The 23,120-nt window shown below is 64.2% G+C and carries 20 protein-coding genes; 7 read left to right on the top strand and 13 right to left on the bottom strand.

The window, feature by feature from the left end; all coding sequences use genetic code 11:
- The first annotated feature begins 464 nt into the window (after nucleotides 1–464).
- Nucleotides 465–1,352, top strand: coding sequence for a GGDEF domain-containing response regulator (locus tag CS1GBM3_RS08330; protein WP_072394381.1), 888 nt, complete (start codon nucleotides 465–467; stop codon nucleotides 1,350–1,352).
- Between the two features lie 157 nt (nucleotides 1,353–1,509).
- Nucleotides 1,510–2,316, top strand: coding sequence for a molybdate ABC transporter substrate-binding protein (gene modA / locus CS1GBM3_RS08335; RefSeq protein WP_072394384.1), 807 nt, complete (start codon nucleotides 1,510–1,512; stop codon nucleotides 2,314–2,316).
- An 18-nt stretch (nucleotides 2,317–2,334) separates the two neighbouring features.
- On the opposite strand, the gene CS1GBM3_RS08340 is transcribed toward modA, so the two are convergent.
- The gene (locus CS1GBM3_RS08340) at nucleotides 2,335–2,631 is read right to left on the bottom strand and encodes a winged helix-turn-helix domain-containing protein (protein ID WP_244534594.1); all 297 of its coding nucleotides are present in this window, start codon (nucleotides 2,629–2,631) and stop codon (nucleotides 2,335–2,337) included.
- Nucleotides 2,632–2,864: 233 nt separating this feature from the next.
- On the opposite strand from CS1GBM3_RS08340, the gene CS1GBM3_RS08345 reads away from it, so the two are divergent.
- Entirely contained in the window at nucleotides 2,865–3,848 is a 984-nt protein-coding gene (locus CS1GBM3_RS08345) for a phosphotransferase enzyme family protein (RefSeq protein ID WP_244534595.1), read from the top strand.
- 128 nt (nucleotides 3,849–3,976) lie between these two features.
- Here CS1GBM3_RS08345 and fabG read toward each other — a convergent pair whose 3' ends face one another.
- A complete protein-coding gene (gene fabG / locus CS1GBM3_RS08350) occupies nucleotides 3,977–4,750 on the bottom strand; it encodes a 3-oxoacyl-ACP reductase FabG (RefSeq protein ID WP_072397334.1) in 774 nt (257 codons plus the stop codon).
- Nucleotides 4,751–4,879: 129 nt separating this feature from the next.
- Between fabG and CS1GBM3_RS08355 the strand changes: the two genes are divergently transcribed.
- The 3 genes from CS1GBM3_RS08355 (at nucleotide 4,880) to CS1GBM3_RS08365 (ending at nucleotide 9,339) form a co-directional block, all read left to right on the top strand.
- Nucleotides 4,880–6,193, top strand: coding sequence for an aspartate aminotransferase family protein (locus CS1GBM3_RS08355; protein WP_171946533.1), 1,314 nt, complete (start codon nucleotides 4,880–4,882; stop codon nucleotides 6,191–6,193).
- A 23-nt stretch (nucleotides 6,194–6,216) separates the two neighbouring features.
- Nucleotides 6,217–7,701: an aldehyde dehydrogenase family protein gene (locus tag CS1GBM3_RS08360; RefSeq protein ID WP_072394391.1), complete on the top strand. Its 1,485-nt coding sequence runs from the start codon at nucleotides 6,217–6,219 to the stop codon at nucleotides 7,699–7,701.
- Between the two features lie 66 nt (nucleotides 7,702–7,767).
- Nucleotides 7,768–9,339, top strand: coding sequence for a bifunctional aminoglycoside phosphotransferase/ATP-binding protein (locus CS1GBM3_RS08365; RefSeq protein ID WP_072394393.1), 1,572 nt, complete (start codon nucleotides 7,768–7,770; stop codon nucleotides 9,337–9,339).
- Between the two features lie 20 nt (nucleotides 9,340–9,359).
- On the opposite strand, the gene CS1GBM3_RS20250 is transcribed toward CS1GBM3_RS08365, so the two are convergent.
- The 5 genes from CS1GBM3_RS20250 to CS1GBM3_RS08390 all read right to left on the bottom strand — a co-directional run bounded on the left by CS1GBM3_RS20250 (nucleotide 9,360) and on the right by CS1GBM3_RS08390 (nucleotide 17,915).
- Nucleotides 9,360–10,700 carry a methyl-accepting chemotaxis protein gene (locus CS1GBM3_RS20250; RefSeq protein ID WP_072394396.1) on the bottom strand — a complete coding sequence of 447 codons (1,341 nt, stop codon included), beginning with the start codon at nucleotides 10,698–10,700 and terminating at the stop codon, nucleotides 9,360–9,362.
- A gap of 348 nt (nucleotides 10,701–11,048) precedes the next feature.
- Complete coding sequence (gene egtD / locus CS1GBM3_RS08375) at nucleotides 11,049–12,038, bottom strand: L-histidine N(alpha)-methyltransferase (protein WP_072394399.1); 990 nt, start codon at nucleotides 12,036–12,038, stop codon at nucleotides 11,049–11,051.
- Nucleotides 12,038–13,375, bottom strand: a complete 1,338-nt coding sequence (gene egtB, locus CS1GBM3_RS08380) for an ergothioneine biosynthesis protein EgtB (protein WP_083567350.1) — start codon at nucleotides 13,373–13,375, stop codon at nucleotides 12,038–12,040. The genes egtD and egtB overlap by 1 nt, the downstream gene beginning before the upstream one ends.
- A gap of 97 nt (nucleotides 13,376–13,472) precedes the next feature.
- The gene (locus CS1GBM3_RS08385) at nucleotides 13,473–16,655 is read right to left on the bottom strand and encodes an efflux RND transporter permease subunit (RefSeq protein WP_072394402.1); all 3,183 of its coding nucleotides are present in this window, start codon (nucleotides 16,653–16,655) and stop codon (nucleotides 13,473–13,475) included.
- A 75-nt stretch (nucleotides 16,656–16,730) separates the two neighbouring features.
- Nucleotides 16,731–17,915, bottom strand: coding sequence for an efflux RND transporter periplasmic adaptor subunit (locus CS1GBM3_RS08390; RefSeq protein ID WP_072394405.1), 1,185 nt, complete (start codon nucleotides 17,913–17,915; stop codon nucleotides 16,731–16,733).
- Nucleotides 17,916–18,133: 218 nt separating this feature from the next.
- On the opposite strand from CS1GBM3_RS08390, the gene CS1GBM3_RS08395 reads away from it, so the two are divergent.
- Nucleotides 18,134–18,748, top strand: a complete 615-nt coding sequence (locus tag CS1GBM3_RS08395) for a TetR/AcrR family transcriptional regulator (RefSeq protein ID WP_072394408.1) — start codon at nucleotides 18,134–18,136, stop codon at nucleotides 18,746–18,748.
- Between the two features lie 12 nt (nucleotides 18,749–18,760).
- Here CS1GBM3_RS08395 and CS1GBM3_RS08400 read toward each other — a convergent pair whose 3' ends face one another.
- The 6 genes from CS1GBM3_RS08400 to CS1GBM3_RS08425 form a co-directional block, all read right to left on the bottom strand.
- Nucleotides 18,761–19,153 (bottom strand): DUF930 domain-containing protein, encoded by a 393-nt coding sequence (locus CS1GBM3_RS08400; RefSeq protein ID WP_244534596.1) that lies wholly within the window; start codon nucleotides 19,151–19,153, stop codon nucleotides 18,761–18,763.
- Nucleotides 19,154–19,220: 67 nt separating this feature from the next.
- Nucleotides 19,221–19,412, bottom strand: coding sequence for a hypothetical protein (locus tag CS1GBM3_RS08405; RefSeq protein WP_072394414.1), 192 nt, complete (start codon nucleotides 19,410–19,412; stop codon nucleotides 19,221–19,223).
- Complete coding sequence (locus CS1GBM3_RS08410; RefSeq protein WP_072394417.1) at nucleotides 19,409–20,083, bottom strand: UdgX family uracil-DNA binding protein; 675 nt, start codon at nucleotides 20,081–20,083, stop codon at nucleotides 19,409–19,411. The genes CS1GBM3_RS08405 and CS1GBM3_RS08410 overlap by 4 nt, the downstream gene beginning before the upstream one ends.
- A complete protein-coding gene (locus CS1GBM3_RS08415) occupies nucleotides 20,083–20,397 on the bottom strand; it encodes a DUF3175 domain-containing protein (RefSeq protein WP_348533609.1) in 315 nt (104 codons plus the stop codon). Before CS1GBM3_RS08415 ends, CS1GBM3_RS08410 begins: the two co-directional genes overlap by 1 nt.
- Before the next feature lie 86 nt (nucleotides 20,398–20,483).
- Nucleotides 20,484–21,704 (bottom strand): DUF1236 domain-containing protein, encoded by a 1,221-nt coding sequence (locus tag CS1GBM3_RS08420; protein ID WP_139247855.1) that lies wholly within the window; start codon nucleotides 21,702–21,704, stop codon nucleotides 20,484–20,486.
- Nucleotides 21,705–21,887: 183 nt separating this feature from the next.
- The gene (locus CS1GBM3_RS08425; RefSeq protein ID WP_139247856.1) at nucleotides 21,888–23,078 is read right to left on the bottom strand and encodes an SH3 domain-containing protein; all 1,191 of its coding nucleotides are present in this window, start codon (nucleotides 23,076–23,078) and stop codon (nucleotides 21,888–21,890) included.
- Between the last annotated feature and the right edge of the window lie 42 nt (nucleotides 23,079–23,120).

A 23,120-nucleotide genomic window follows, 5' to 3' on the forward strand; every position in this document is an offset into this window, starting at 1 on the left:
GAGCTGACTCTTCAGCGCCGTATCCTCCCAAAACGACCTTCGCAGTATCGGCGGACGAGACCCAACGCCTCATGTGGGAATAAAGTTCCATGAGGCGAGCCTCGCATGGCCCGGGATGGGAAGGCCGTGGGCTGCGGAACTGCGGCGCCCGGCCCGCGTTACCCGTCGGCCCGGAGGAACTTGGTAAAGGGTCCACGAATTCCAATATCTCCGGAAGGCTTTCGAATAGCTGACGCCATCCGCACCCCCTCCCCGACCCTAGAGCACGGGTGGCGTTATGCTCGTGGTGCCGGCAGGCAACTCCCTCCCGATCATGCCGCCGGCACCACACCACTTTCTAGGGCGAGGGACGCTGCAGCCGGGCCCTTTTCGTTTGCGATCTCCCTCCCCTTCCCGGTGGTAAGCCCCTGTTCACCTGCGGCGCTTACAACACTGTCAGTGGTCGGCCTCTGAAAGCCCAATAGATGCACATCGTCCTCATCGATCCGAGCCGGGTCGTACAGCACAAGCTCGCCGCCGAGCTGGAGGCAACGGGATGCTACGTCGACTGCTTCTCGGCATCCGACCTCGCGCTCGACTACGTCGAGAGGACCCCAACCGTTGACGTCGTGCTGACCAGCTTGGAGTTGGAGCCGATTCCAGGTCTCGAGCTGTGTTGGAAAGTGCGCACGCTGGTCGGCGAGAAGCGCCCCCTGCACGTCATCGTCATGTCCTCGAACACCAGCGAGCGCGCACTGGCCGAAGCGCTCGATTGCGGCGCCGACGACTTCGTCGTGAAACCCATCCGCCGCGAAGAGCTGATGGCGCGCCTGCGCGCCGCCAACCGCATGATTACGCTCCAGCGCCAGCTCGTCGAGCAGGCGGAGACTGACTATCTGACCGGCGTCTTGAACCGCAGAGCGTTCATGTCCACGATGGAGACCAAGCGCCGCGAACTCGATGCTTCCGACCCTCTGTCCGTCTGCCTCCTCGACATCGATCGCTTCAAAAGCATCAACGACACATACGGCCACGATGCCGGAGACGCGGTGATCAGCGCCGTCGCACGCCTCGCCAGCGAGGAAGCACCCATCGTCGCACGGCTTGGCGGAGAGGAATTCGCAATTGCGTTTCCCGTGCTGGAGGCCGCCGAAGCCGCGCACTGGTGCGAGGTGATCAGAGGCGCCGTCGCCCGCCACGCTTTCAACGCGGACACCGGCATTTTCCACGTGTCCTGCAGCTTCGGCGTCTCAGGCTGGAGTGCGGACGAACCAATCGAGGTCGCCCTGCGGCGCGCCGATCGTGCGTTGATGAACGCGAAGCAGAGCGGACGCAACCGCGTCTGCATTGGGGCCGAGCTCACCCAGGCCTAGCGATAGCCCCCAGTCGGCCGCTATCCTCGGCGCCGCATACGATATATCCCAACAAATCGATCGCTGAGAAAGAAAGCGGCAACAGAATGCTTGACATGATGCAATCGCATATGGCTCGTTATATTCATACCAATACAGAAAACCCGGAATTTCGACGATGACGAAGCTCGCCCGACTGTCGGTGTGTGCCCTTGCGTTCGCCCTCGCCGGACCGCTGATCGCCCAGGCTCAGGACGCGCAACCGTTTCAGAGCAACGCAACCGAAACCAAGCCTGTCCTCGTCTTCGCCGCCGCGAGCCTCAAGAATGCGCTCGAGCGCATCGCCGAGAACTGGAAGAGCAAGACCGGCAAGACGGCGACCCTGTCCTTCGCCGCATCCTCCGCCCTCGCCAAGCAGATCGAATCCGGCGCGCCTGCGGATCTCTTCATCTCGGCTGACCTCAAATGGATGGACTGGAGCGCCGAGCGCAAGCTGATCGACGACGCTTCGCGCAAGAACCTGCTCGGCAACGCGCTGGTGCTGATCGCGCCGAAGGACAGCGCGACGACGCTGAAGATCGAGAAAGGCTTCGCGCTGGCCGACGCGCTCGGTAACGAACGCCTGGCTATGGGTCAGCCGGACTCGGTCCCCGCCGGCATTTACGGCAAGACGGCTCTCACCAATCTCGGCGTGTGGGATGTGATCGAGCCAAACGTTGCCGGCGCCGAGAACGTGCGCGTGGCGCTGGCTTACGTCGCCCGCGGCGAGACCCCTCTCGGCATCGTGTACGCCACCGACGCCAAGAGCTATGCCGGCGTCAAGGTCGTGGACACCTTCCCTGCCGACAGCCACCCACCCGTCGTCTATCCGGTCGCGGTCACAGCTTCGTCGACCAACGCCGAAGCCAAGGCCTTCCTCGAATTCCTGTCGACGCCGGACGCCACAAAGGTATTCGAGGATGCAGGCTTCACGGTGCTGAAGTAGCCCCCGCGAAGGGAGCCATCACACGTCGGCGAGGTCCGATTCGAAAGCGATGAGCTCCGCCCTCGCCACCTCGGCCGCGCGATCCTCGATCCTGCGGTAGGCAGCCACCAAGGCGCGCCCGAAATCCGTAAGCACCGCGCCACCACCCTGGACGCCGCCCGCGGCCGTCGACACGATTGGCCGCTTGAACAGCTTGCCGAGTTCGTCGACCAGCAGCCACGCGCGCCGATAAGACATGCCGAGCTCACGCGCCGCCGACGAAATGGAGCCGGTCCGTTCGATCGCCTCGAGAAGATCCGCTTTGCCAGGGCCCATCTGCCGCCCGCCGGGAAAAACGATCCGAACACGCAGCGAAGCGCGCGACAATGGGCCCTGTGCCGCTACCGCCTTACGCTGCGCGCCCACGGCGCCTAGTTTGCGTTTGCCCTTCATCGTACTGCAATTTTGACGGGTTGACCTCTGACCTTTTGCCTGATCGGTTCTACAGTGTGGCCGTCGCCAAGGCGAGGCCGAAGCATTTGGAACACACAGGGACGGGGGACAGACGGGTGGACACTGCCGACCCAACGCAAACGCTCGATCAACTGGCCATGGAGGCTATCCGGCGCTTTCCGCTAGCTGACAGCGTCACGCCGACCCTTATCAACATCTCCGAGAACGTCACCTACCGATTGGACGCCCCGGACGGTGGCCGCTGGGCGCTGCGCATCCACCGCGAGGGCTATCATTCGCCGACCGCCATCGCGTCCGAGCTGGCCTGGCTGGCGGCGCTGAAGAAAGATGGCGCTGCCGACGTCCCGAGCCCCTTGACGGGCCGCGACGGCGAATTGATCCAGACCGTGACAGGGGACCGGCTCAGCAACCCGCGCAACGTCGTGCTGTTTGAATGGGAGAGCGGAGCAGAGCCCGCCGCCAACGATGCCGCGGGCTTCGAAAAACTTGGCGAAACCGCGGCCCGCATGCATGCCCACGTGCGCGGATGGACGCCGCCACCTTGGTTCGAGCGCCACACCTGGAATTTCGACACAAGCCTCGGCGCCACCCCGCACTGGGGCAGATGGCGCGACGGCATGGGGCTCACGCCTGAGATCGAGGCGGTTTTGGCCGAGACGGTCGCCGTGATCGAGCGCCGCCTTGCCCGCTTCGGCACCGGGCCCGACGTCTTCGGCCTCGTGCACGGCGACATGCGCCTCGCCAATCTCCTGATGGACGGCGACGCGGTAAAGGTCATCGACTTCGACGACTGCGGTTTCTCGTGGTTCCTCTACGACTGCGCCACGACGGTTTCGTTTTTCGAAGACGCGCCCGAGGTGCCCGACCTGATCGGGGCCTGGATACGCGGCTACCGCCGCTTCCGCAGCCTCTCGCCCGAGGAAGAGGCGGAGATTCCGACCTTCGTCATGCTGCGCCGGATCCTGCTCGTCGCTTGGATCGGCTCGCATGCCGACACAGACCTCGCCCGCTCCATGGGCGTCGCCTACACCCAAGGCACGGTGCCGCTGTGCGAGCGCTACCTTTCCCGCTTTGGCTAGCGCCCTCACCCTCCGAGAGAGGCGGAGTTTGCGCGAGGGGACGGTACTTCTTCACCTCTCCCCGTTGGGGAGAGGTCGGCCGCGTCCATGACGCGGCCCGGTGAGGAGGGCCTGAGCAGCACGTCCTCTCACTTCAACGCATCCAGGCTCTCAAGCAGGATCTGGCCGCCGTCGACGATGATCGTCTGCCCGGTGATGTAGGCCGCTTCCTTCGACGCGAGGAACAGCGCCGCGTAGCCGATATCCTCGACCTCGCCCAGCGCCTTGAGCGGGATCGATTGCGCCATCGACTGCAGATACTCCTCGCCAAGCGCGATCAACCCCTCCGTCTTGATGTTGCCCGGCAGCACGGCGTTGACGGTGATCTTGTACTTCGCAAGCTCGAGGCATGCCGTGCGCAGGAAGCCGAGCTGGCCGGCCTTGCTGGCACCGTAATGCGTCCACCCCGGAAAGCCGGTGACCGGCCCCGTGATCGACGACGTGATCACGACGCGCCCTTGGTCCGACGCCTTGAGCCCCGGCAGGCAAGCCTTGAGCGACAGGAACGTCCCCTTGAGGTTGGTGTCCAATACCTGATCCCAATCCTCGGGCGAAAGCTCTTCGATCGTGCCCTGCGGGAAGATGCCGGCGTTGGCACAAAGCACGTCAAGCCCACCGTGACGCGACTGCGCCGCCTCCGCCATCGCCTGAGTATCGTCCAACTTCGTGACGTCGGCAGCAATGCCGGATGCGGTGCCGCCAGCCGCCTTGATTTCCTCGGCCGTGGCCTCGGCATCGGACAGCGTTCGCGACACCACGAGCACCTTGGCGCCGTTTTTCGCGAAGACCTTCGCGATCCCCTTGCCGATGCCCTTGCTTCCGCCCGTGACGATGACCGACCGGCCTGCAATCGAAGTCAGCATGCGATACCCCCGAATGAATGACACGGTTTCGAGTTTGACGGAGGCCCGCATTCGCTGCAACGTTCTCGTGCGAGAAACATGCTGGTGTTGACGCGGCCCAGCGGAGGTACCGTGACTGGAACGCAAAAGATCCTTGAGCTGAACGCCTTCGATATGAAGAGCGGCGCCGACTCGCTCGACCCAGCCGCGGCGGCACTGGTCCGACGCCGCCGCGCCACGTTCGGCCCCACCTCGATGCTGTTCTACAAGCGTCCGCTGCACGTCGTGCGCGCCGAAGGCGTCTGGCTCATCGAGGCCGATGGCACGCGCTGCCTCGACGCCTACAACAATGTTCCCTCGATCGGGCATTGCCACCCCGCCGTCACGGAGGCCGTCAGCCGGCAGATCGGCATTCTGAACGTGCACACGCGCTATCTGCACGAAGGCGTCTACGCCTACGCCGAGCGCCTTCTTGCAACCATGCCTGAGGAAATCTCGAACATCGTCTTCACCTGCACGGGCAGCGAGAGCGCCGATCTTGCGATCCGCATCGCCCGCAGCCTGACGGCCCGCACGGGGCTGATCGCCACCGAGAACGCTTACCACGGCAACACGCTCGCGGTGACGCAGGTCTCGCCCTCCTCCGCCACGACCGAGCCGCTCCCACCGCACGTGGTGCTCGTACCCGCACCCGACACCTACCGCGGCGGCACCGAGGGGCTTGGCGCGCGCTTTACAGCCGACGTCCGCGACGCCATCGAGACCCTGCACGGCCGCGGCCTCGCCCCCGCCGCTCTGATCGCCGACACTATCTTCTCGAGCGACGGCATTTTCCCGGGCGATCCCGGCTTCCTCACGGGGGCCGTGGCCGCGATCCGCGACGCGGGCGGCCTGTTCATCGCCGACGAAGTGCAGCCGGGCTTTGCACGCACGGGCGAAGCCACGTGGGGCTTTGCGCGCCACGGCATCGTTCCGGACATGGCCATCATGGGCAAGCCGATGGGTAACGGCTACCCCATGGGTGCTGTCGCCATCCGGCCGGACCTCTTGGCCAGCTTCGGCAGCCGCAACGGGTATTTCAACACCTTCGGCGGCAACCCGGTCGCGGCAGCCGCCGGCCTTGCCGTGCTCGAAACGATTGCCAACGAAGACCTGCAGCAAAACGCGCTCGAAACCGGAACCTACCTGCGCGACAGCCTCGCGGCATTCACGAAAACGCACCCGTCGATTGGCGACGTGCGCGGTTCCGGTCTCTATATCGGCGTCGAGATCGTGTCCGACCCGGACAGCGGCGCGCCGGACCAGGCCGCAGCCGAGCTGCTCGTCAACGCCATGCGCGAGCGCAATGTGCTGATCGGCACCGCCGGCAAGTTCGGCAACGTGCTCAAGATCCGCCCGCCCCTCGCCTTCCGGCGCAAGCACGCCGACATCTTCCTCGAGGCTTTCGCCGCCGCTCTCGCATAGCCCTACACTTCGAAAGGATACGCATGGAGCCGAAGCTGTTCATCGATGGCGCCTGGGTCGACGCCGCTCAGGGTGGCACGCTCGATGTCATAAATCCCGCGACCGAGCGCCCCTTCGCCGCCATCGCAGCCGGCAGCGCAACCGACATCGACCGCGCGGTAGCCGCCGCAAAACGCGCAGGAAAAGGTCCATGGGGACGCACCACGGGGCGCGAACGCGCCGCACTTCTGCGCGCCATCGCGGCGGGCATTGAAGCCGAGAAGGACCGCCTCGCGCGCCTCGAGGTGGAAGATAACGGCAAGCCGCTCGCGGAGGCTGAAGGCGACATCGCCGACACAATCTATTGCTTCAACCTCTACGCCACCTACGCCGAGGAATTGGACGCGCGCCAGGGCGAGCCGATCGCTGTACCGGACGCCCGTTTTTCAACGCGCGTCAAATACGTCCCTGCCGGCGTCGCCGGCCTCATCGTGCCGTGGAATTATCCGCTGCTGATGGCAGCCTGGAAAGTTGCACCCGCCATCGCAGCCGGCTGCACGCTGGTTCTGAAGCCCTCGGAATACACGCCACTCTCCGCGCTCGAGCTGGCACGCATCTGCCACGAGGCCGGCGTTCCGCCCGGCGTCGTCAACGTCGTCACCGGCCTCGGCCGCGACGCAGGCGCGCCCCTCGCGGCTCACCCCGACGTCAGCAAGCTCGCCTTCACGGGGTCCGTACCGACCGGCATCGCCGTCGCCACCGCCGCTGCGCAGGATGTCAAGAGTCTCAGCCTCGAGCTTGGCGGCAAATCGCCCATCGTCGTCTTCGCCGACGCCGACCTCGATCAGGTCGTCGAGTGGGTGATGTTCGGCATCTTCTGGAACCAGGGCCAGGTCTGCAGCGCCACCTCCCGCCTCATCGCCGAGCGCAGCATCGCGCCACGCCTCGTCGAGCGCCTAGCCGAGGAGGCCAGGAAAATCGTCATCGGCGACGGCATGACCGAGGGTGTCCAACTCGGCCCGCTGGTCAGCCGCGCGCAATACGACAAGGTGCTGGGCTACATGGAGGTCGGCAAACGCGAGGCAACGCTCGTGACAGGCGGCGGCCGCCCCGCCGGCTTCAACGCCGGCTACTTCGTCGAGCCAACCATTTTCACCGATGTCCCCGCCGACGCTCGCATCTGGAAGGAGGAAATCTTCGGACCCATTCTGTCCGTCGCCGCGTTCGACAGCGAGAACCACGCGCTCGATCTCGCCAACACAACCGAGTTCGGCCTCGCCGCCGCGGTCATGACCAAGGATATCGAACGTGCCGAGCGCGTCGCCGATCGATTCGAGGCTGGCGTCGTCTGGATCAACTGCTCGCAGCCCAACTTCCTCGAGCCGCCATGGGGTGGCATGAAGAAAAGCGGCGTTGGCCGCGAGCTCGGCACCTGGGGATTGATGAACTTCCTTGAGCCGAAGCAGATCACGGCCTACCAGAGCAGCGAGCCGTGGGGCTGGTATCTCAAAAACACGCAAAACGGATAGCGTAAGTCCGCTCGCTTTGTGGACTTGGGCCATGGAGCGGGCCTCCCTATCAATTGGAACGCCGCGATGAACGAACGCCACCCTCAAGATCTTGCCGAGCCCGAGCGCGCGGCGGCGGAGCTGGTCGCGTTTCTGACCGACCCGGCCTCCTACCCGGATCACCCGGAGCGGATCGAGACCATCGAAACGCACGCCGCCGTGGTCGTGCTCGCGGGCGACAAGGCTTACAAGGTCAAGAAGCGCGTCAAGCTGCCCTTCCTGGACTTCACCACGCTGGCCGAGCGCCAGCGCGCGCTTGCTCGCGAACTCGAGCTCAACCGCGACCAGGCGCCGGAGATCTACATCGGCCTCACGGCCATTGGCCGCCGGCCCGACGGCAAGCTCGCCTTTGATGAAGGCACCCCCGTCGACGCCGCGCTGGTCATGCATCGCTTCGAACAGGACCAGCTCCTGGCCCACGTCGCGGAGCAGGGGCCCCTGCCGCGGGAAACCGCCCGCGCGCTCGCTGAGATGACCGCGCGCTACCATCACGCAGCGCCACTGGTCATGGGGATCTCAGGCGCCGCTCTCGTGCACGACACCGTTGCCAACCTCGCCGCGTCCCTCGTCCAGGCGAGCCCGGAGCAAACGAAGCAGCTCACCGACGCGTTTCGCCGCCTGAGCCTTGCAGAGGTCGAGCGTCTCGCGCCGTTGCTCGATGCGCGCAGCCAGGCGGGCCACGTGCGCCGCTGCCACGGAGATCTGCACCTCGGTAACATCGTTCTGTTGGCGGGCCGAGTCATCCCATTCGACGCGCTCGAATTCGACGAGCGCCTTGCCACCATCGACGTCCTCTACGACTTGGCCTTTCTGTTGATGGATCTCGACGTGCGCGGCGACCGGGCCGCCGCCAACATCGTGCTCAACACCTACGTCGGCGCCGAGCCGACCGGCGGCGAGATCGATGGACTGGCCGCCCTCCCGCTCTTTCTCGCGACACGCGCCGCCATCCGCGGCCTCGTGGCTCTCGAAAGCGCGCGCCAGAAATCCCACGGCGAGACCACAGCGCACATCGCGCGCGCCGTGTCCTACCTTAGCGCCGCCAACCGCTATTTGACGCCCGCGAGACCGACCTTGATCGCCATCGGCGGTCTCTCCGGCACCGGCAAATCAACCCTCGCAGCACGTCTCGCCCCGGACCTCGAGCCACCGCCTGGCGCACTCGTGCTGCGCACGGACGTCGAGCGCAAACGCATGTTCGCCAAGCCCGAGACCGAACGACTTTCGCCTGAGCATTACTCCGAGCAGGTCTCCGACCGCGTGTACGGGACGCTCTACAAGAAGGCGGAGCACGCCCTCGCCGCCGGCCACAGCATCATCTTCGACGGCGTGTCCGTGAAATCGCAGGAGCGCGACAGCATCGCCGCCATCGCGTCGACGACAGGTGCCCGCTTCGCGGGGCTATGGCTGGAGGCCTCGCTCGAGACGCAAATCGCCCGCGTCGAAGCCCGCAAGGGCGACGCCTCGGACTCCGACGCCGCCGTCGTGCGCGCCCAGGTGGAGCGCGATCCAGGCCCGATCTCGTGGGCGCGGATCGACGCCGGGCAAACGCTCGAGCACACGTTCGAGCAGGCACGACGCGCCCTCGCGGGGCAATAGCTGAGCCAATAAAAACGCCCTCACGCCGCCTTGTCGGAGACGACGCTCTGCGCGGTTCTCTTGAGCTCCTCGGCCTGCGCACCCAGCCGCTTTGCTGCCGCCAGCATCTGCGCCGCGGCCGACCCGGTCGACTCCGCCGAGTTGGAAAGCCCCACCGCGTTGGAGGCAACGTCGGCTGTTCCGCGCGCCGCTTCCTGCACGTTACGCGCGATCTCGACCGTTGCCGCGCCCTGCTCCTCCACCGCCGCCGCAATGGTGTTCGCTATCTGGTCGATGGATTCGATGATATCGCCGATGCTGCCGATCGACCCCACGGCGTCTGCGGTCGATCCCTGGATGGCATAGATCTGCGATCCGATCTCAGCTGTGGCTTTCGCCGTCTGGTTGGCGAGCGACTTCACCTCCTGCGCAACCACCGCAAAGCCCTTACCGGCCTCGCCGGCGCGGGCGGCCTCAATCGTGGCGTTGAGCGCCAAGAGGTTCGTCTGCCGCGCGATGTTGCTGATCAACTCCACCACGTCGCCTATGGTCTGCGAGGCTTGAGACAGGCTGCGCACCTTGTCGGAGGCGTTGTCCGCAGTCGAAACCGCGCGCCCCGCGATCTCGGTCGAGCCCGCGACCTGCCGCGAAATCTCCTTCACGGATGCCGAAAGCTCGTCCGCCGCGGCGGCCACGGTGCGCACGTTGGCGGAGGCCTGCTCGGCGGCGGAGGCAACGGCGGCCGTCTGGTCCGTGGCCGAGCGCGCCGCGGTCGAAACCGCCTCGGCAGCACGTTCCAGCTCCGCAGCCGTCTGCGCGACGTCACCCGCCATCGCCACGACCGATCCCGCGAGCGTGTTTAGCTCGCGCCGCCCAGCCTCGAGATACACGGAAATGGCGAGATCCATATCGAGCATCGCGGCCTTCAGCACGGCGCTCTGCAACTGAACCCTGCGATCTGTCGGGGCTGCCTTGTTTTTCCAATCCGAGCCAACCGCCGCCTGCGGCATTCTGAGTGCGATCGCCTGCAGGAGACCATTGAGCAGCGCATTATAGCCGCCAATGTACCAGCGCGGATCGAGCCCGATGCGATGGTGCGTTTCGCCGTTCCGCTTGATCGAGGCTTCGTATGTCCCGTCGAATTTTGCATCGAGAATCGTCTGCCAGTGGCGCAGCTGCGCATCCCGCGCGCCCATCATCATGTCGCGGCTTTTGAAGAACGCTGCCGTCTCCGTAAACTTGGTGAGGTGTTCGTAAAAGGCGTCGAGAACACCGGGCAACTCTGCGGCGAGGAACCCCTTGTACTCTCTGAGTAGGCACCGAGTGTCCTCATCAATCTGATTAAATACAAGTCGGGCCCCAATCGAGCTATTTGAGTTCACGTCACCTTCTCCCAGTCCAATCCGGATCGCCTCAAGGCCGCCCGCATTTCAGAAATGGACAAACGGAGTAAAGATAAGAACCGGCCCCGCCATCACATTCAGATGTCACGCAAAAACATTATACTGACGCCGGCCATGAAGATTTTTACCAGCCAAGTCTGAGGCTTGGCACACCTAGGTAGCGGGAAGCAGCATTCGTGTGAGTCGAGAGAAAAAACAAGTCAAACGAGCATGCGATGCGGCTTCGCGCCAAGCGAAGAAATAAAAAACACAATTCAGAAATTAGGAACCCAAAAGAATACGGCTTTCGGTGGTTGATTGCATTGATCGCAATCAACTCCGCCTGCATTAATCCGGCGCCTTCGGCATCGCCACAAGCTCATGCACGCTGAACTGCTGCTCTTTATCTGTCCAAACGCGAGTAGCATGCCAGCCGGCCGCACGCGCGCCATCGCGAAACTGCTCGATCGCGTACTTGTAAGAGTTCTCCGTGTGGATGCTATCGCCCGCCTCAAGGCGGAAATGGCGGCCGGCAACGCGAATATCCTGCGCTACCCAACTGACCAGATGCATCTCGATGCGCCCTTCGCTCGAATTATAAAGCGCCTCGTGGCGGAACGTCGCGAGATCGATGCTCCCGCCCAACTCCCGATTGATGCGCGCCAACAGATTGAGGTTGAAGGCCGCCGTCACGCCAAAGCGATCATTGTATGCAGCGACCAGCTGCTGCACATCCTTCTTGAGATCGACACCGACGATGAGACGGCTGTCTGCTCCGAGCGATCGAGCAAATCCGCTCAACAGTTCGACAGCGTTCGCAGGGCTCAGGTTCCCGATCGTCGACCCGGGAAAGAACCCGAGCTTCGGCCGCCTCACCAGATCGGCAGGAAATCGGATCGGGCGCGAGAAGTCTCCGACGATCGGCCTCACGTCGAGTTCCGGAAAACGTCGGACAAGCCGGTGGCCTGCATCTGCCAACGCCGCCTCCGAAACGTCGATTGGCACATAAGCCATGCCGGCCGGAGCCGCAGCGAGCAGGATCTCGGTCTTGAGGCTAGAGCCGGATCCGAACTCGACCAGCACGCCGTGGGAGGGAAGCCCGTCGACCATCTCGGTCGCGTGCGCATCGAGGATCGCCGTCTCCGTCCGTGTCAGGTAGTACTCCGGCAGCCGCGTGATCATTTCGAACAGCACGCTACCACGCGCGTCATAGAAGAACCGGGACGGCAGCGATTTCGGCTTCTGAGAAAGCCCGTGCACGACAGCAGCGGCGAACTCACTCTCCCCGCTTTCGCGATCGCGCACGAGATTCGAGATTGCAACCGCTCCGGCGCGCATCAGACCGCCTCCGCGGCGAGCCGCACGCCGGCAAACTGCCAGCGCTGGTGCGGATAGAAGAAGTTGCGATACGTCGCGCGCGAGTGCCCATCCGGGGTAACGCAACAGGCTCCGCGCAGCACCTGCTGGCTAACCATGAACTTGCCGTTGTACTCGCCGATGGCGCCCTCGGGAGGCCGGTACCCCGGGTATGGCAGATAGGCGCTTTGCGTCCACTCCCACACATCGCCGAACATCTGTCGCGGCGCATCCGGCACGCTCCGCGCGGCCGGCCGCGACCGCAACGCATGCGTTCCGAGCGTATTGCCGGTAACGGCGAGGCCGAACGCCGCGATCTCCCACTCGAACTCCGTCGGCAGCCGCTGACCGGCCCAGCGCGCAAACGCATCCGCCTCGAAATAGGAGACGTGGCACACCGGCGCCTCGGGCTCGACCGGCATAAGCCCCTCGAGCGTCATCATGTGCCAGTCTCCGTCGCGGTTCTCCCAATAGAGCGGGCTCTGCCAGCCCTCGCGACTGACCGTCGCCCAGCCGTCGGCGAGCCATAGCGACGCCGTGCGATAGCCGCCATCGGCCATGAACGCGAGCCACTCGCCGTTCGTGACCAGCCGATCCGCATTGCGGAACGGTTGTACCAGCACCTCGTGCCGTGGCGCTTCATTGTCCCACGCGAAGCCGCGTCCGTCGTGGCCGACCTCGAACACGCCGCCCGGATGGTCGATCCACGCAACCTCGTCAGAGGAGCGGCTGCCTGCCGTACCGATATCCGCCGTTCTGGACCGCGGCCGATAGGCAGGGCGCAGCGGATTGGCCGCAAAGAGCGCAAGAATGTCGGTAAGCAGAAGCTCCTGATGCTGCTGCTCGTGATTGATGCCGATCTCGACCAGCCGGGCGGGCTCACCATCCGGCTCCAGCCCGCACCGGACCAGACGCTCGAGCTCCTCATCGACGTGTGCGCGATAGTCGAGCACGCGCCCTGCAGAAGGCCGGGTCAGAAGCCCTCGTGCCGGACGCGGATGGCGCTCGCCCTGGCTCTCGTAATAGGAGTTGAAACAGTAGTTGAAGGTCTCGTCGAACAGACGGTAGCCCGGCAGATGCGGCTTCAGAACGAAGGTCTCGAAAAACCACGTGACGTGCGCGAGATGCCATTTGGTGGGGCTGGCGTCGGGCATGGCCTGCACGGTCATGTCCTCCGCGCTGAGCGGCCGGATGAGCTCGAGCGACAGCTTGCGCGTGGCAAAGAGCCGGCTTGCAGGATCGTCAGCAGGAGTTGGCGCCGGGACGACGCCAGAAACACGACGGCCTGGGCGCAATTCTGCTTGAGGGGCGAGGCGCATGACGCCTCAACGTTGAGACGCCAGAATGGGTTCCGTTACAGCACAGGCCGGATCGGGGATCCGGCCTGTGCTGTTTTTCGAAATCTGTGTGCGCTGCCTACTCGGCTGGAGTGGGGGCCTGGTGCTCCTTTGCGGCAGGGCGCCGCCGCGCGAAGAGCTCTCCCAGCCACCGGCAGACCACATAGAAGACCGGCGTGAAGATGAGGCCGAACACCGTGACGCCGATCATGCCGGCGAACACGGCCGTTCCCAGCGCCTGGCGCAGCTCCGCGCCCGCGCCGACCGCCCAAACCAGCGGGACCACGCCGAGGATGAAGGCCAGCGATGTCATCAGAATCGGCCGCATTCTGAGCCGTGCCGCTTCCTTGGCTGCCTCGAACCTGTTCTTGCCCTGATGCTCGAGCTGGGCCGCGAACTCGACGATCAGAATGGCGTTCTTCGCGGCCAGACCTATGAGCACGATGAAGCCCACCTGGGTCAGAATGTTGTTGTCCATGCCGCGCATGATAACGCCGACGATCGAGGCCACGAGACACATCGGCACGATGAGGATCACCGCCATCGGCAACGTCAAACTCTCGTATTGTGCAGCCAGAACCAGGAACACGAACACGACGCCCAACGCGAACGCGAAGGCCGCTGTGTTGCCGGCTCGGATCTGCTGATAGGCGAGCTCGGTCCACTCGAAGCCGAAGCCTTGCGGCAACGTCTCGGCCGCGATCTGCTCCATGAGCTGGATGGCCTGCCCCTGCGAGTAGCCCGGCGCTGCCGAGCCGTCGAGCTCGGCAGCCGGATAGAGATTGTAGCGCGGCACGCGCGAAGGCGAAGAGATGTCGCGCACGGTCGTGAACGTGCCGAGCGGAACCGGGTCGCCGGCTGCATTCCGCACGCGGATCTTGAGCACATCCTTGGTATTGGCGCGGAAGTCGCCGTCGGCCTGCGCCGTGACGCGGAAGGTGCGTCCGAGCAGGTTGAAGTCGTTGACATACGCCGAGCCGAGATAGGTCTGCAAAGCTGCAAAGACGTCGGCCACGTTGACACCCAGCATCTCCGCCTTGACGCGATCGATGTCGAGATAAAGCTGCGGCGTCGCGTTCTCAAACAGCGAGTAGACCTGCATCAGACCTGGTGTCTGGTTCGCCCGCTGCATCATGGCCATGACCACCTGTTGCAGGGCCGCAGGTCCTGCACCCGCACGATCCTGGATCATCATACGGAAACCGCCGGCACTACCGATGCCGCGAACGGGCGGCGGCGGCACGACGAGAACCTGTGCATCCTGGATCGTCGAGAACTTGGCGAGTAGCGCCTGCTGGATCGCCTGCGCGGATTGGTTCGGATCTCTGGCGCGCTCCTCGAACGGCTTCAGAACCACGAACACAGCGCCGGCGTTCGGCGCGTTGGTACGCGTGGCACCCGAGAAGCCGACGATATTCACGGCGTGCGCTACGCCCGGCACCTCGAGCGCGAGTTCGACAGCGCGCCTGTTGACCTCGTTGGTGCGCGCGAGCGACGCCGCAGGGGGAAGCTGCGTCACCGTGATGAGATAGCCGCCGTCGACACCGGGGATGAAGCCGACGGGCGTCTTGCGGAACTCGTTCAAGCCGAATGCAAGAACGCCCACGTAAACGACGAGCACGACCACCGCCAGGCGAACCAGTCGGCCCACCATCCAGGCGTAGCCGACGGCCATCTTGTCGAAGCTCCAGTTGAACGCCCGGAAGAATGCGTGCACCGGCCACATCAGGAGCCCGCCGCTCTTGTGCTCCCCCGCGGCGTGCGGCTTGAGCAGCATCGCGCAAAGAGCCGGCGACAGGGTCAGGGACACGAGCAGCGAGATCGCCGTCGCGCCGGCGATGGTCAACGCGAACTGCTGATAGAACTGCCCGGAGATGCCGGTGATGAAGGCCGACGGAACGAACACGGCAGAGAGCACGAGGGCGATCGCGATCAGCGCGCCGCCCACCTCCTCCATCGTCGTGTAGGCCGCCTCGCGTGGACTGAGCCCGTTCGCCATGTTTCGTTCGACGTTCTCGACCACGACAATCGCGTCGTCGACGACGATACCGATCGCGAGCACCAAGCCGAACAGCGACAGGTTGTTGAGAGAAAAGCCGAACATCGCCATCAGGAAGAAGGTGCCGATGAGCGACACCGGGATAGCCACGATGGGGATGATGGCCGCGCGCCAAGTCTGCAGGAACAGGATCACGACAAGCACGACGAGCACGACCGCTTCCAGGATCGTATGCACGACGGCGTCGACGGACTGTTGAATGAACTCGGTCGGGTTGTAGATGATCGCGTATTCGAGGCCGGACGGAAAGCTTTTCGAGAGCTCTGCCATCGCGGCTTTGATGCGCTCCGCGGTGTCCATGGCGTTCGAGCCCGGCAGCTGGAACACACCGAGACCGATGGCTGGGTTCTTATCCAGGTACGAGTTCACGCCATAATCGAGCGCCGCGAGCTCCACCCGCGCCACGTCCTTGAGGCGCACCACGGCGTCGCCGCTCTGCTTGACAATGATCTCACCGAACTGATCCGGATCGGCAAGCCTGCCCTGCGTCTGCACCGAGATCTGGAACGCGCCTGGCTGTTCGATCGGCGGCTGGTTGAGAATACCTGCCGCAACCTGCACGTTCTGTCTCTGCAGCGCCGTCACGACGTCGCCGGACGTCAGCGCAAGAGACTGCAGCTTGTCGGGATCGAGCCACACGCGCATGGAGTAGTCACGGCTGCCGAACACCGTGATCGAGCCGACGCCGTGAACGCGGCTCAAAACGTCAACGACGTTGACGCTGGCGTAGTTGGAGATGAACAGCGTGTCTCGAGATTGGTCGCGCGACAGCAGATGCACGACCATCATCAGGTCAGGCGAGGCTTTGGCCACCGTGACGCCGATGTTGCGCACGTCCGACGGCAGACGCGGCTGCGCGATCGCCACGCGGTTCTGCACCTGCACCTGCGCGGTATCGAGGTCCGTACCGAGGTCGAAAGTCACTGCGATCGAGAACCGACCGTCACCCGTCGAATTCGACGAGATGTACAGCATGTTCTCGACGCCGTTGATCTGCTGTTCAAGCGGAGCAACGACGGTGTTGGCCACAACCTCGGCGCTGGCGCCCGGATACTGTCCGGTGACGTTGACGACCGGCGGCGCGATTTCCGGATACTGCGCGATCGGCAAGCGCTCGAGCGAAACCCCGCCCACAATAATGAGCACGACTGAGATCACAGCCGCAAAGATCGGCCGGTCGATGAAGAAGTGCGACATGCGCATGGAATTTTGTCCTGCAGCCTGGGTCTCTTACGCGGCGGAACCGGCCGGCCCGCCGCGTAAGCACCGAAAAGGATGTCAGTTCGTACCGACGACCTGATCTTTGGAATCGCTGGTAGCCGTTGCCGTTTCAGGCGCGACCTTTACGCCTGGCCGCACGCGCATCAGCCCGTTGACGACCACGGTGTCGTTGGCGTCGAGCCCCGTGACGACGCGCAGCCCGTCGACCACCGGCCCGAGTGTCACGTATTTCGGGTTGGCCACCTGATCCTCCGAGACCGCAAACACGAACTTTCGGACCTGCTCCGTTCCGATGGCGCTGTCCGGAACCAGAAGTGCCATCTCAGGCGGTGCGATGGTGATCTGAATGCGCCCGAACATGCCTGGCGTCAGCTTGCCGTCCGAATTCTTGAATTCGGCGCGCGCGCGGATGGTGCCCGACGAGCGATCGATCGCGTTGTCGACGAAATCGATCTTGCCCTCATGGATAAACTTGTCCTCGTCGATGAGCTTGAGCTTCACAGGCAGCGACATGCCGCGGTTCGCGCTGCTGGAGGCCTGTGCCGTCGCGGCGTTGAGGTAGCGCAGGTAGGACGCCTCATCCATCGTGAACTCGAAGCGGATCGGATCGACGGAGGCCACCGTCGCAAGCAGCGTCGTGGTCCCGGTGGCTCCTCCGGTCACCAGATTTCCGATCGACACGCGGCGATCACCGATGCGCCCCGAGATCGGCGCCTTGAGCTCGGTGAACTGCAAATCGAGCTCTGCCTGCTTCAAAGCAGCTTCCTGCGACATGACCGAGGCCTCGGCCACGCGCTTCGCCTGCGTCCGCTGGTCGAGCGTCTGCTGCGTAATGGAGGTTCCAGGAACGAGATGCGATCCGCGCTTGAGGTCAGCTTCTGCAAAGGCCAAGTTTGCGCGCGCCTGCTCCAACGCGGCCTTGGCCTGCTCGAGCGATGCCTCGAACGGGCGCCGGTCGATCGTGAAGAGCTTGTCGCCCTCCTTGACGAGCTGCCCGTCCACGAAATGGATCTGATCGAGATAGCCCGACACACGCGCCCGCACTTCCACGAAGTCCAGCGCCACGAACCGGCCCACATACTCGTCATAATCGGAGACAAGCTTGCGGACCGGCTTGGCGACGGTCACCTTCGGCGCAGGAGGGGCAGCCTGTGTCTGCTGTGGCGCATCGCCACAAGCCGCGAGGGGCAGCACAAATAACAAAGCAGCCGCAACAGCGGGACGGAAGCCACTGAGTTGCATAAACCCTCCAGCGCACGAACTCGAGATCACGTCACGCTCCTGTTTGAGATCAGGATTTGAGCAAAAGTGTTGCGCAGGGATCGAAAATCCGAGAATCAGACTACGAACCTTGCGTGGGTGAGATTGATATGACGCCTGAACTATCCTAGATACAAGGGGCGGTACTGACCGGTAACACCCTGATGAGTACTGAGCGGTAACATAGCAGTCAAGATGCGATGAGCAAGGCCCTGGCCGAGACGCCGAGCAAATCTGACGCAGATTCAACCCCGATCCCCCCGAGGGAGCGTATCCTGACCGTTGCCCGCGAGCTGTTCTATCGCCATGGGGTGCACGCCGTTGGGGTCGAGCTGATCGCGGAAGCAGCTCAGACCAATAAAATGACGCTCTATCGTCATTTCAAGTCGAAGGACGAACTGGTCGTTGCCTACGCGCGTGGACTGGCCGAGGACGGCGACGCCCTCTGGAAGCGCCTTGCGACGACGTTTCCTGACGATCCAGGAAAGCGCCTCAACGCCTGGGTGGACCATGTCGAAGAGATCCTGACCAGCAGCGCCGAGCGCGGTTGCGCGCTAGCCAATGCGGCGGTGGAGCTCCAGGCGGACCACCCGGCTCGAACCGTCATCGAGGACTACAAGCGGCGCAAGCGGAGCCACCTCGTAGAGTTGTTCCGGGACTCGCGTTACCACAATCCCGAGCTGCTTGCCGACGAGGTGTTCCTGTTGTTCGAGGGCGCCCGCATCAGCATCCAGTGCGGGGGACGCGAGCCCGCCCTGCGGGTCGTCGAGATGCTGCGCGACCTGCTCGCTCGCGCCCCGCGCGACGCCACCTGACGAAGCCGCAGCTCACTTCCAGAGGCCAGCATTTTCCCACTCTTCGGGTGGAATCTCATCACCAAGCTTGTAGCTAAACGCCAAAGCTCGCGTCTGGTCATCAGACACCGTGCACTCGAACGATAGCGCGTACCAGTGCTCCTTGGCCCGCACGGCAGCGCCCTTTGCCGAGACCATATTGCCTTCGAAACGAGCGCGCCGAAACGTGTCCGGCATCAACCTATCGGCGGCTTTAAGGCGCTTGTCACGCCGCACGGCCTCGAGCCCCTTGATGACGCAAGCCTGATGAGCGCGCTCCTCGGGCTCGAGCTTCATAAGAGACTTCTGGAGCGAGCCGGCCGCGGCGGCGGCAGTTGCATCGAGAACAAACATAGTCGCAAGAATGGATGCAAACACAGTGCGCACGCGAGCCCCCCTTCCCAAAATCCAAGCGATCCTAACCACCAATCAAATGTGGCGGCAATGCGCTGGATCAATCTCGCTGCGAGCGGCGTTGCGGTTCTGCGCGATCCTTCTGTGACGCGGATGGAAGCGGGGTGTTCTTCTCTTCGCTCTCTTCTAGAGCGGCCAACTTGTCGATCATGCGCCACGGCATCGGCGTCTGTACGATTGTCCCGTACGTGCGCCGCAGCATCTGACCCAGATATTTGAGCACTTCGTTCATCGCACGGAAAAACCCGCGGGCTGCGCGGAGTTCCGCAAGGTCACACGCCGCGACGCTTTCCGGGTCTCACTGGATCTGATCGCCGACACGACCCGCGCGAGATCTTGCACGAAGCGCTCGAACCCTTCTTCGCGCGACGCGCGATCGGGCATCCTGAGCAACAGCGACGGATGAATGGTGACAAACAGCGACTGCGCCTCGCCGAACGCCAACGTTTTACCCCGCAAGGCTTCGATGCCGGCCGGCCGCCCGAGAAGGGCCCGCGCGGCACTGGCGCCGAGAGCGACAATCGCCTTCGGGCGAACGAGCTTGATCTCGGACTCAAGCCATACCTTGCAGACATCGATTTCGCCCGCCGTCAGACGCTTGTGCAGGCGCCGCTTTCCGCGCGGCTCGTTCTTGAAGTGCTTGACCGCGTTGGTCACGTAGACGTCGGTGCGGTCGAAGCCCGCTGCCGCGAGTGCCTTGTCGAGAACACGTCCTGCCGGCCCCACGAACGGATGGCCTTCGATATCTTCGCGGTCACCCGGCTGCTCGCCAACAAGCATGACCGATGCCGGAACCGGCCCTTCGCCGAACACGGTCTGCGTCGCGTTACGGTAGAGCGGACAGCGCTCGCAACCGAGCGCCTCGAGGCGTATGCGGGCAAGCGCGGCAGCCGCTTGGGTCATCACGTCTCTCTCCCGAATGCCTTTCTAAGCTCCCCCTTCGCTCGCTCGAGAACATGCTGGCGATGACGCGACAGCGAGGAGCCTGCGCGATTGATGAAGAACGTCAGCATAGACATCGCCGAGCGATAGGGCTCACTCTTGCGACGCGAGCTGTGCTCCGCGGATCGCTTGAGAGATTGCGCGATCTCGGCGGGATTCGACTTCTTGAATACATTTTCTTCAAGATCGAGCGCATCGCTTTTGCGCGTCACGTCCGCAGACCATTTCCGTTTTGCGTCACGCCGCACCGCATAGCGGGATTTGCGTCGCGCCATTGGTTTCTTCTGAGGCATCGAGGCCTCCTTGCTTCTTCACGCTTCCGGGTGGCGGCACGTCCGCCGCCACCCGGACAGCCTGTTGCTCAATCGTCGTGCTCGATCAGCAGCACCACGGTGTCCTCTTCCGGATCGACAATTGCGATCTGATCATCGGAGATGAAATACCGGCACGCTGCGAGCTCGCCCGAGCGCTCGACAATCGGTTCCGGGAAGGTCTTGAGCTCGATCTCGCCCGGCACCGACCAGCCGACGGTGATGTCGGACACGTCGACCTCATCCGTTATCTGAATCGACCGCACGATGTAGTCGCGCTCGTCGTCGGTGAGCGTCAGCGTCTCCGAGCAGTGCTCGGCGCCGCCACCTCCGCCACCGGCATAGCGCGGGCCGCCTTCAGCTGGCAGCACGGCAACGACCTCGTACGTCACCGGATCGGTGATGACGTACTCGTCCTCGACATACACGATCATATAACCTCGATATTCGGGCACGATCTCGATCACGGCCACCGGCACTGGCACGTAATCCCAATCGCGGGGCAGACGAGTGCCCACAGAGATGTCGATGTCGACATCCGTGCGCCGCTTCAACTCGCGGTCGCCCCGCAACGCGGCACCAACCCGTTCGCGCTTGTCACCCGAGAGATCTGCCTTGCGTACCTGCTCGGGCGCCGTGCGGTCGCCCTCTGCAGCGCGGCCGCGTTCGGCCTGCCGCGCTTGGTCCTTGTCGCGCCCACTGGCTTTATCGGATGCATCGGACTTTGCAGCCCGCTCAGGATCATCGGCATCCTTGCCGCGCTCTGCCTTTGCCCGCTGACGGTCGCCGCGCTCAGTATCGGACTTTGCCTTGGCGTCCTTCTTGCCCGATGCGTCGTCCGACTTGCCCCTAGCGTCTCTCTTGCTCGCCGCGTCATCCGCCCGCGAGGTATCGCGCTTCTCGCGCTTTGCGCCCTTGTCGGTGTCGGAGGACTGCTGACGAACTTTGCGGTCGCCATCGCGACCCGCCGAGCCATCTTCGCGCTTTGCGCCGCTTGGCTCACCTTTGGGCGGATCTGTCCGCGCCGCTGGGTTCGGACCTTCAGCGCGACGGCCACGCTCACGCACACCGTCTCCAGCGCCTTCTCGAACGGCACCTGCACCAGGACCATCCGCGCGAGGCCCATCACCACGCGGTCCATCGGATGCAGGACCGCGCTCAAGCCCTTGTGCAGGCCCCGGCATCCTCTCGCCAGGCCCGTCTTGGGCGACGGCCAACGTTGCACCGCTCATAATCACCAGTGCAGCGAGGCCAAGGGTCGGCTTGTTCATCTCCAACTCCTTTTTTTGTTTTTGCGGAGACGATGTGAGGTCTCCGTCCGACCCTATGAGCGCGCAACAACGCGACGGTCCGTAAGGTTCCCGAAAGGGACACCCCGAACCCGTCACACCGCGACGCGATCACATCGTTTTCAGGAGGTTATGGAGCGGGTTGAGCGCGCGGTGCGCAGCTACTCAGGGCCGAGCGATGTAGACTTCGCTGGCGGAGCTCTGACGCGAGTTCTCTTCTGCGAGATAAAAGCTGTTCACCCAACCGGTGACGCGCCCATACTGGATGGGACACCAGTCCGCGCGACACTGCCCGGTGATTTTCACCTTGCGGCCGGTTGGCGGAATGGAGCCGATCTGCGCATGCTGCTCAGACGGTCCCCGCCGCACGTTGAGCACATCCGAGCGATGCACGCCGGTCACCCGGTAAAGGGTCGTCCGGCTGGCCCCAGCCGTAGCCTCGCCACCACCCCAACCGGTCGCCGTCGCGCTCGCGAGGCGCTTCGGCGCGGTAGGCTGTGTCTCGCGGACGCGTCGCTGTACGGCAACCTTGGTGCTCGTCGCGGGCGCCGTCTCAGGACTGGCCTTGGGGGTCGCCTTGGCTGCTTCGCGAGCCTGCACCGCAGGACGTTTCGGAGCCGGAATGATTTCCTGCAGCGGCTGCTGAGCGGACGCGCCTGCGTCATCCCCGACGCGTGTCGAAGCCTCTAGCAAACCGGCACCACCGAAATGCATGATGACGCCGTCTTCCCGCGCCGGCTGGGAAGCCTCCGCAGGCTCCTCCGCACGCGCGACAACCATCGGGGCAAAATCGGGCTCAGGCTGCACCACCTCCGCCGCCGGAGCCTCCGGGGCGGACAGCACCGCAACCTTCTCTTCCTGGCGCGGCGGAGCTTCCTCGCGGGCCGCCGGCTCTTCTTGCTTGGGAGCAGGCGCCTTCTTGAGCGGCTCTGGCTCGGCCTTGGCCACCACGGTAGGCTTCTGCTCAGGCGGAGACCAGTTGACGAGCGTCCCGGTCCCGGTTTCTCCATCGTCGATCTTGCGCCAGTAAATCTTCGCACCCTCCTGACGGATCGTCAGGCAGCGCGGCTGCGCTTCAAACCAGCGGAACCATTTGGTGCAGAGTTTCTCGCCGTCCACCCACCAGCGCCCGCGGTCCTTCGCGGAGCCGAGAACAGGCGCCAGCACGCCGGCTTCCGCCGACACGAGGCCATCTTTTCCGAAGCGCATGGGGACTTTGGTGCCGAGCGGCGTGTCGATCTCGACCACCGAGCCGGAAACGGTATCCGCGAGGGCATCGCCACCGAGAGGAACAGGCTCCGCGAGTGCCCCGGTCGCCGCCGATAAAACTCCGATGAGGATGAACGGCCTGAGCACCACGAACGACCCTGACGCAACGCTTCTCGACGCGGCGGACTG

The sequence above is a fragment of the Hyphomicrobium sp. CS1GBMeth3 genome (assembly GCF_900117455.1).
Classification (GTDB): Bacteria; Pseudomonadota; Alphaproteobacteria; order Rhizobiales; family Hyphomicrobiaceae; genus Hyphomicrobium_C.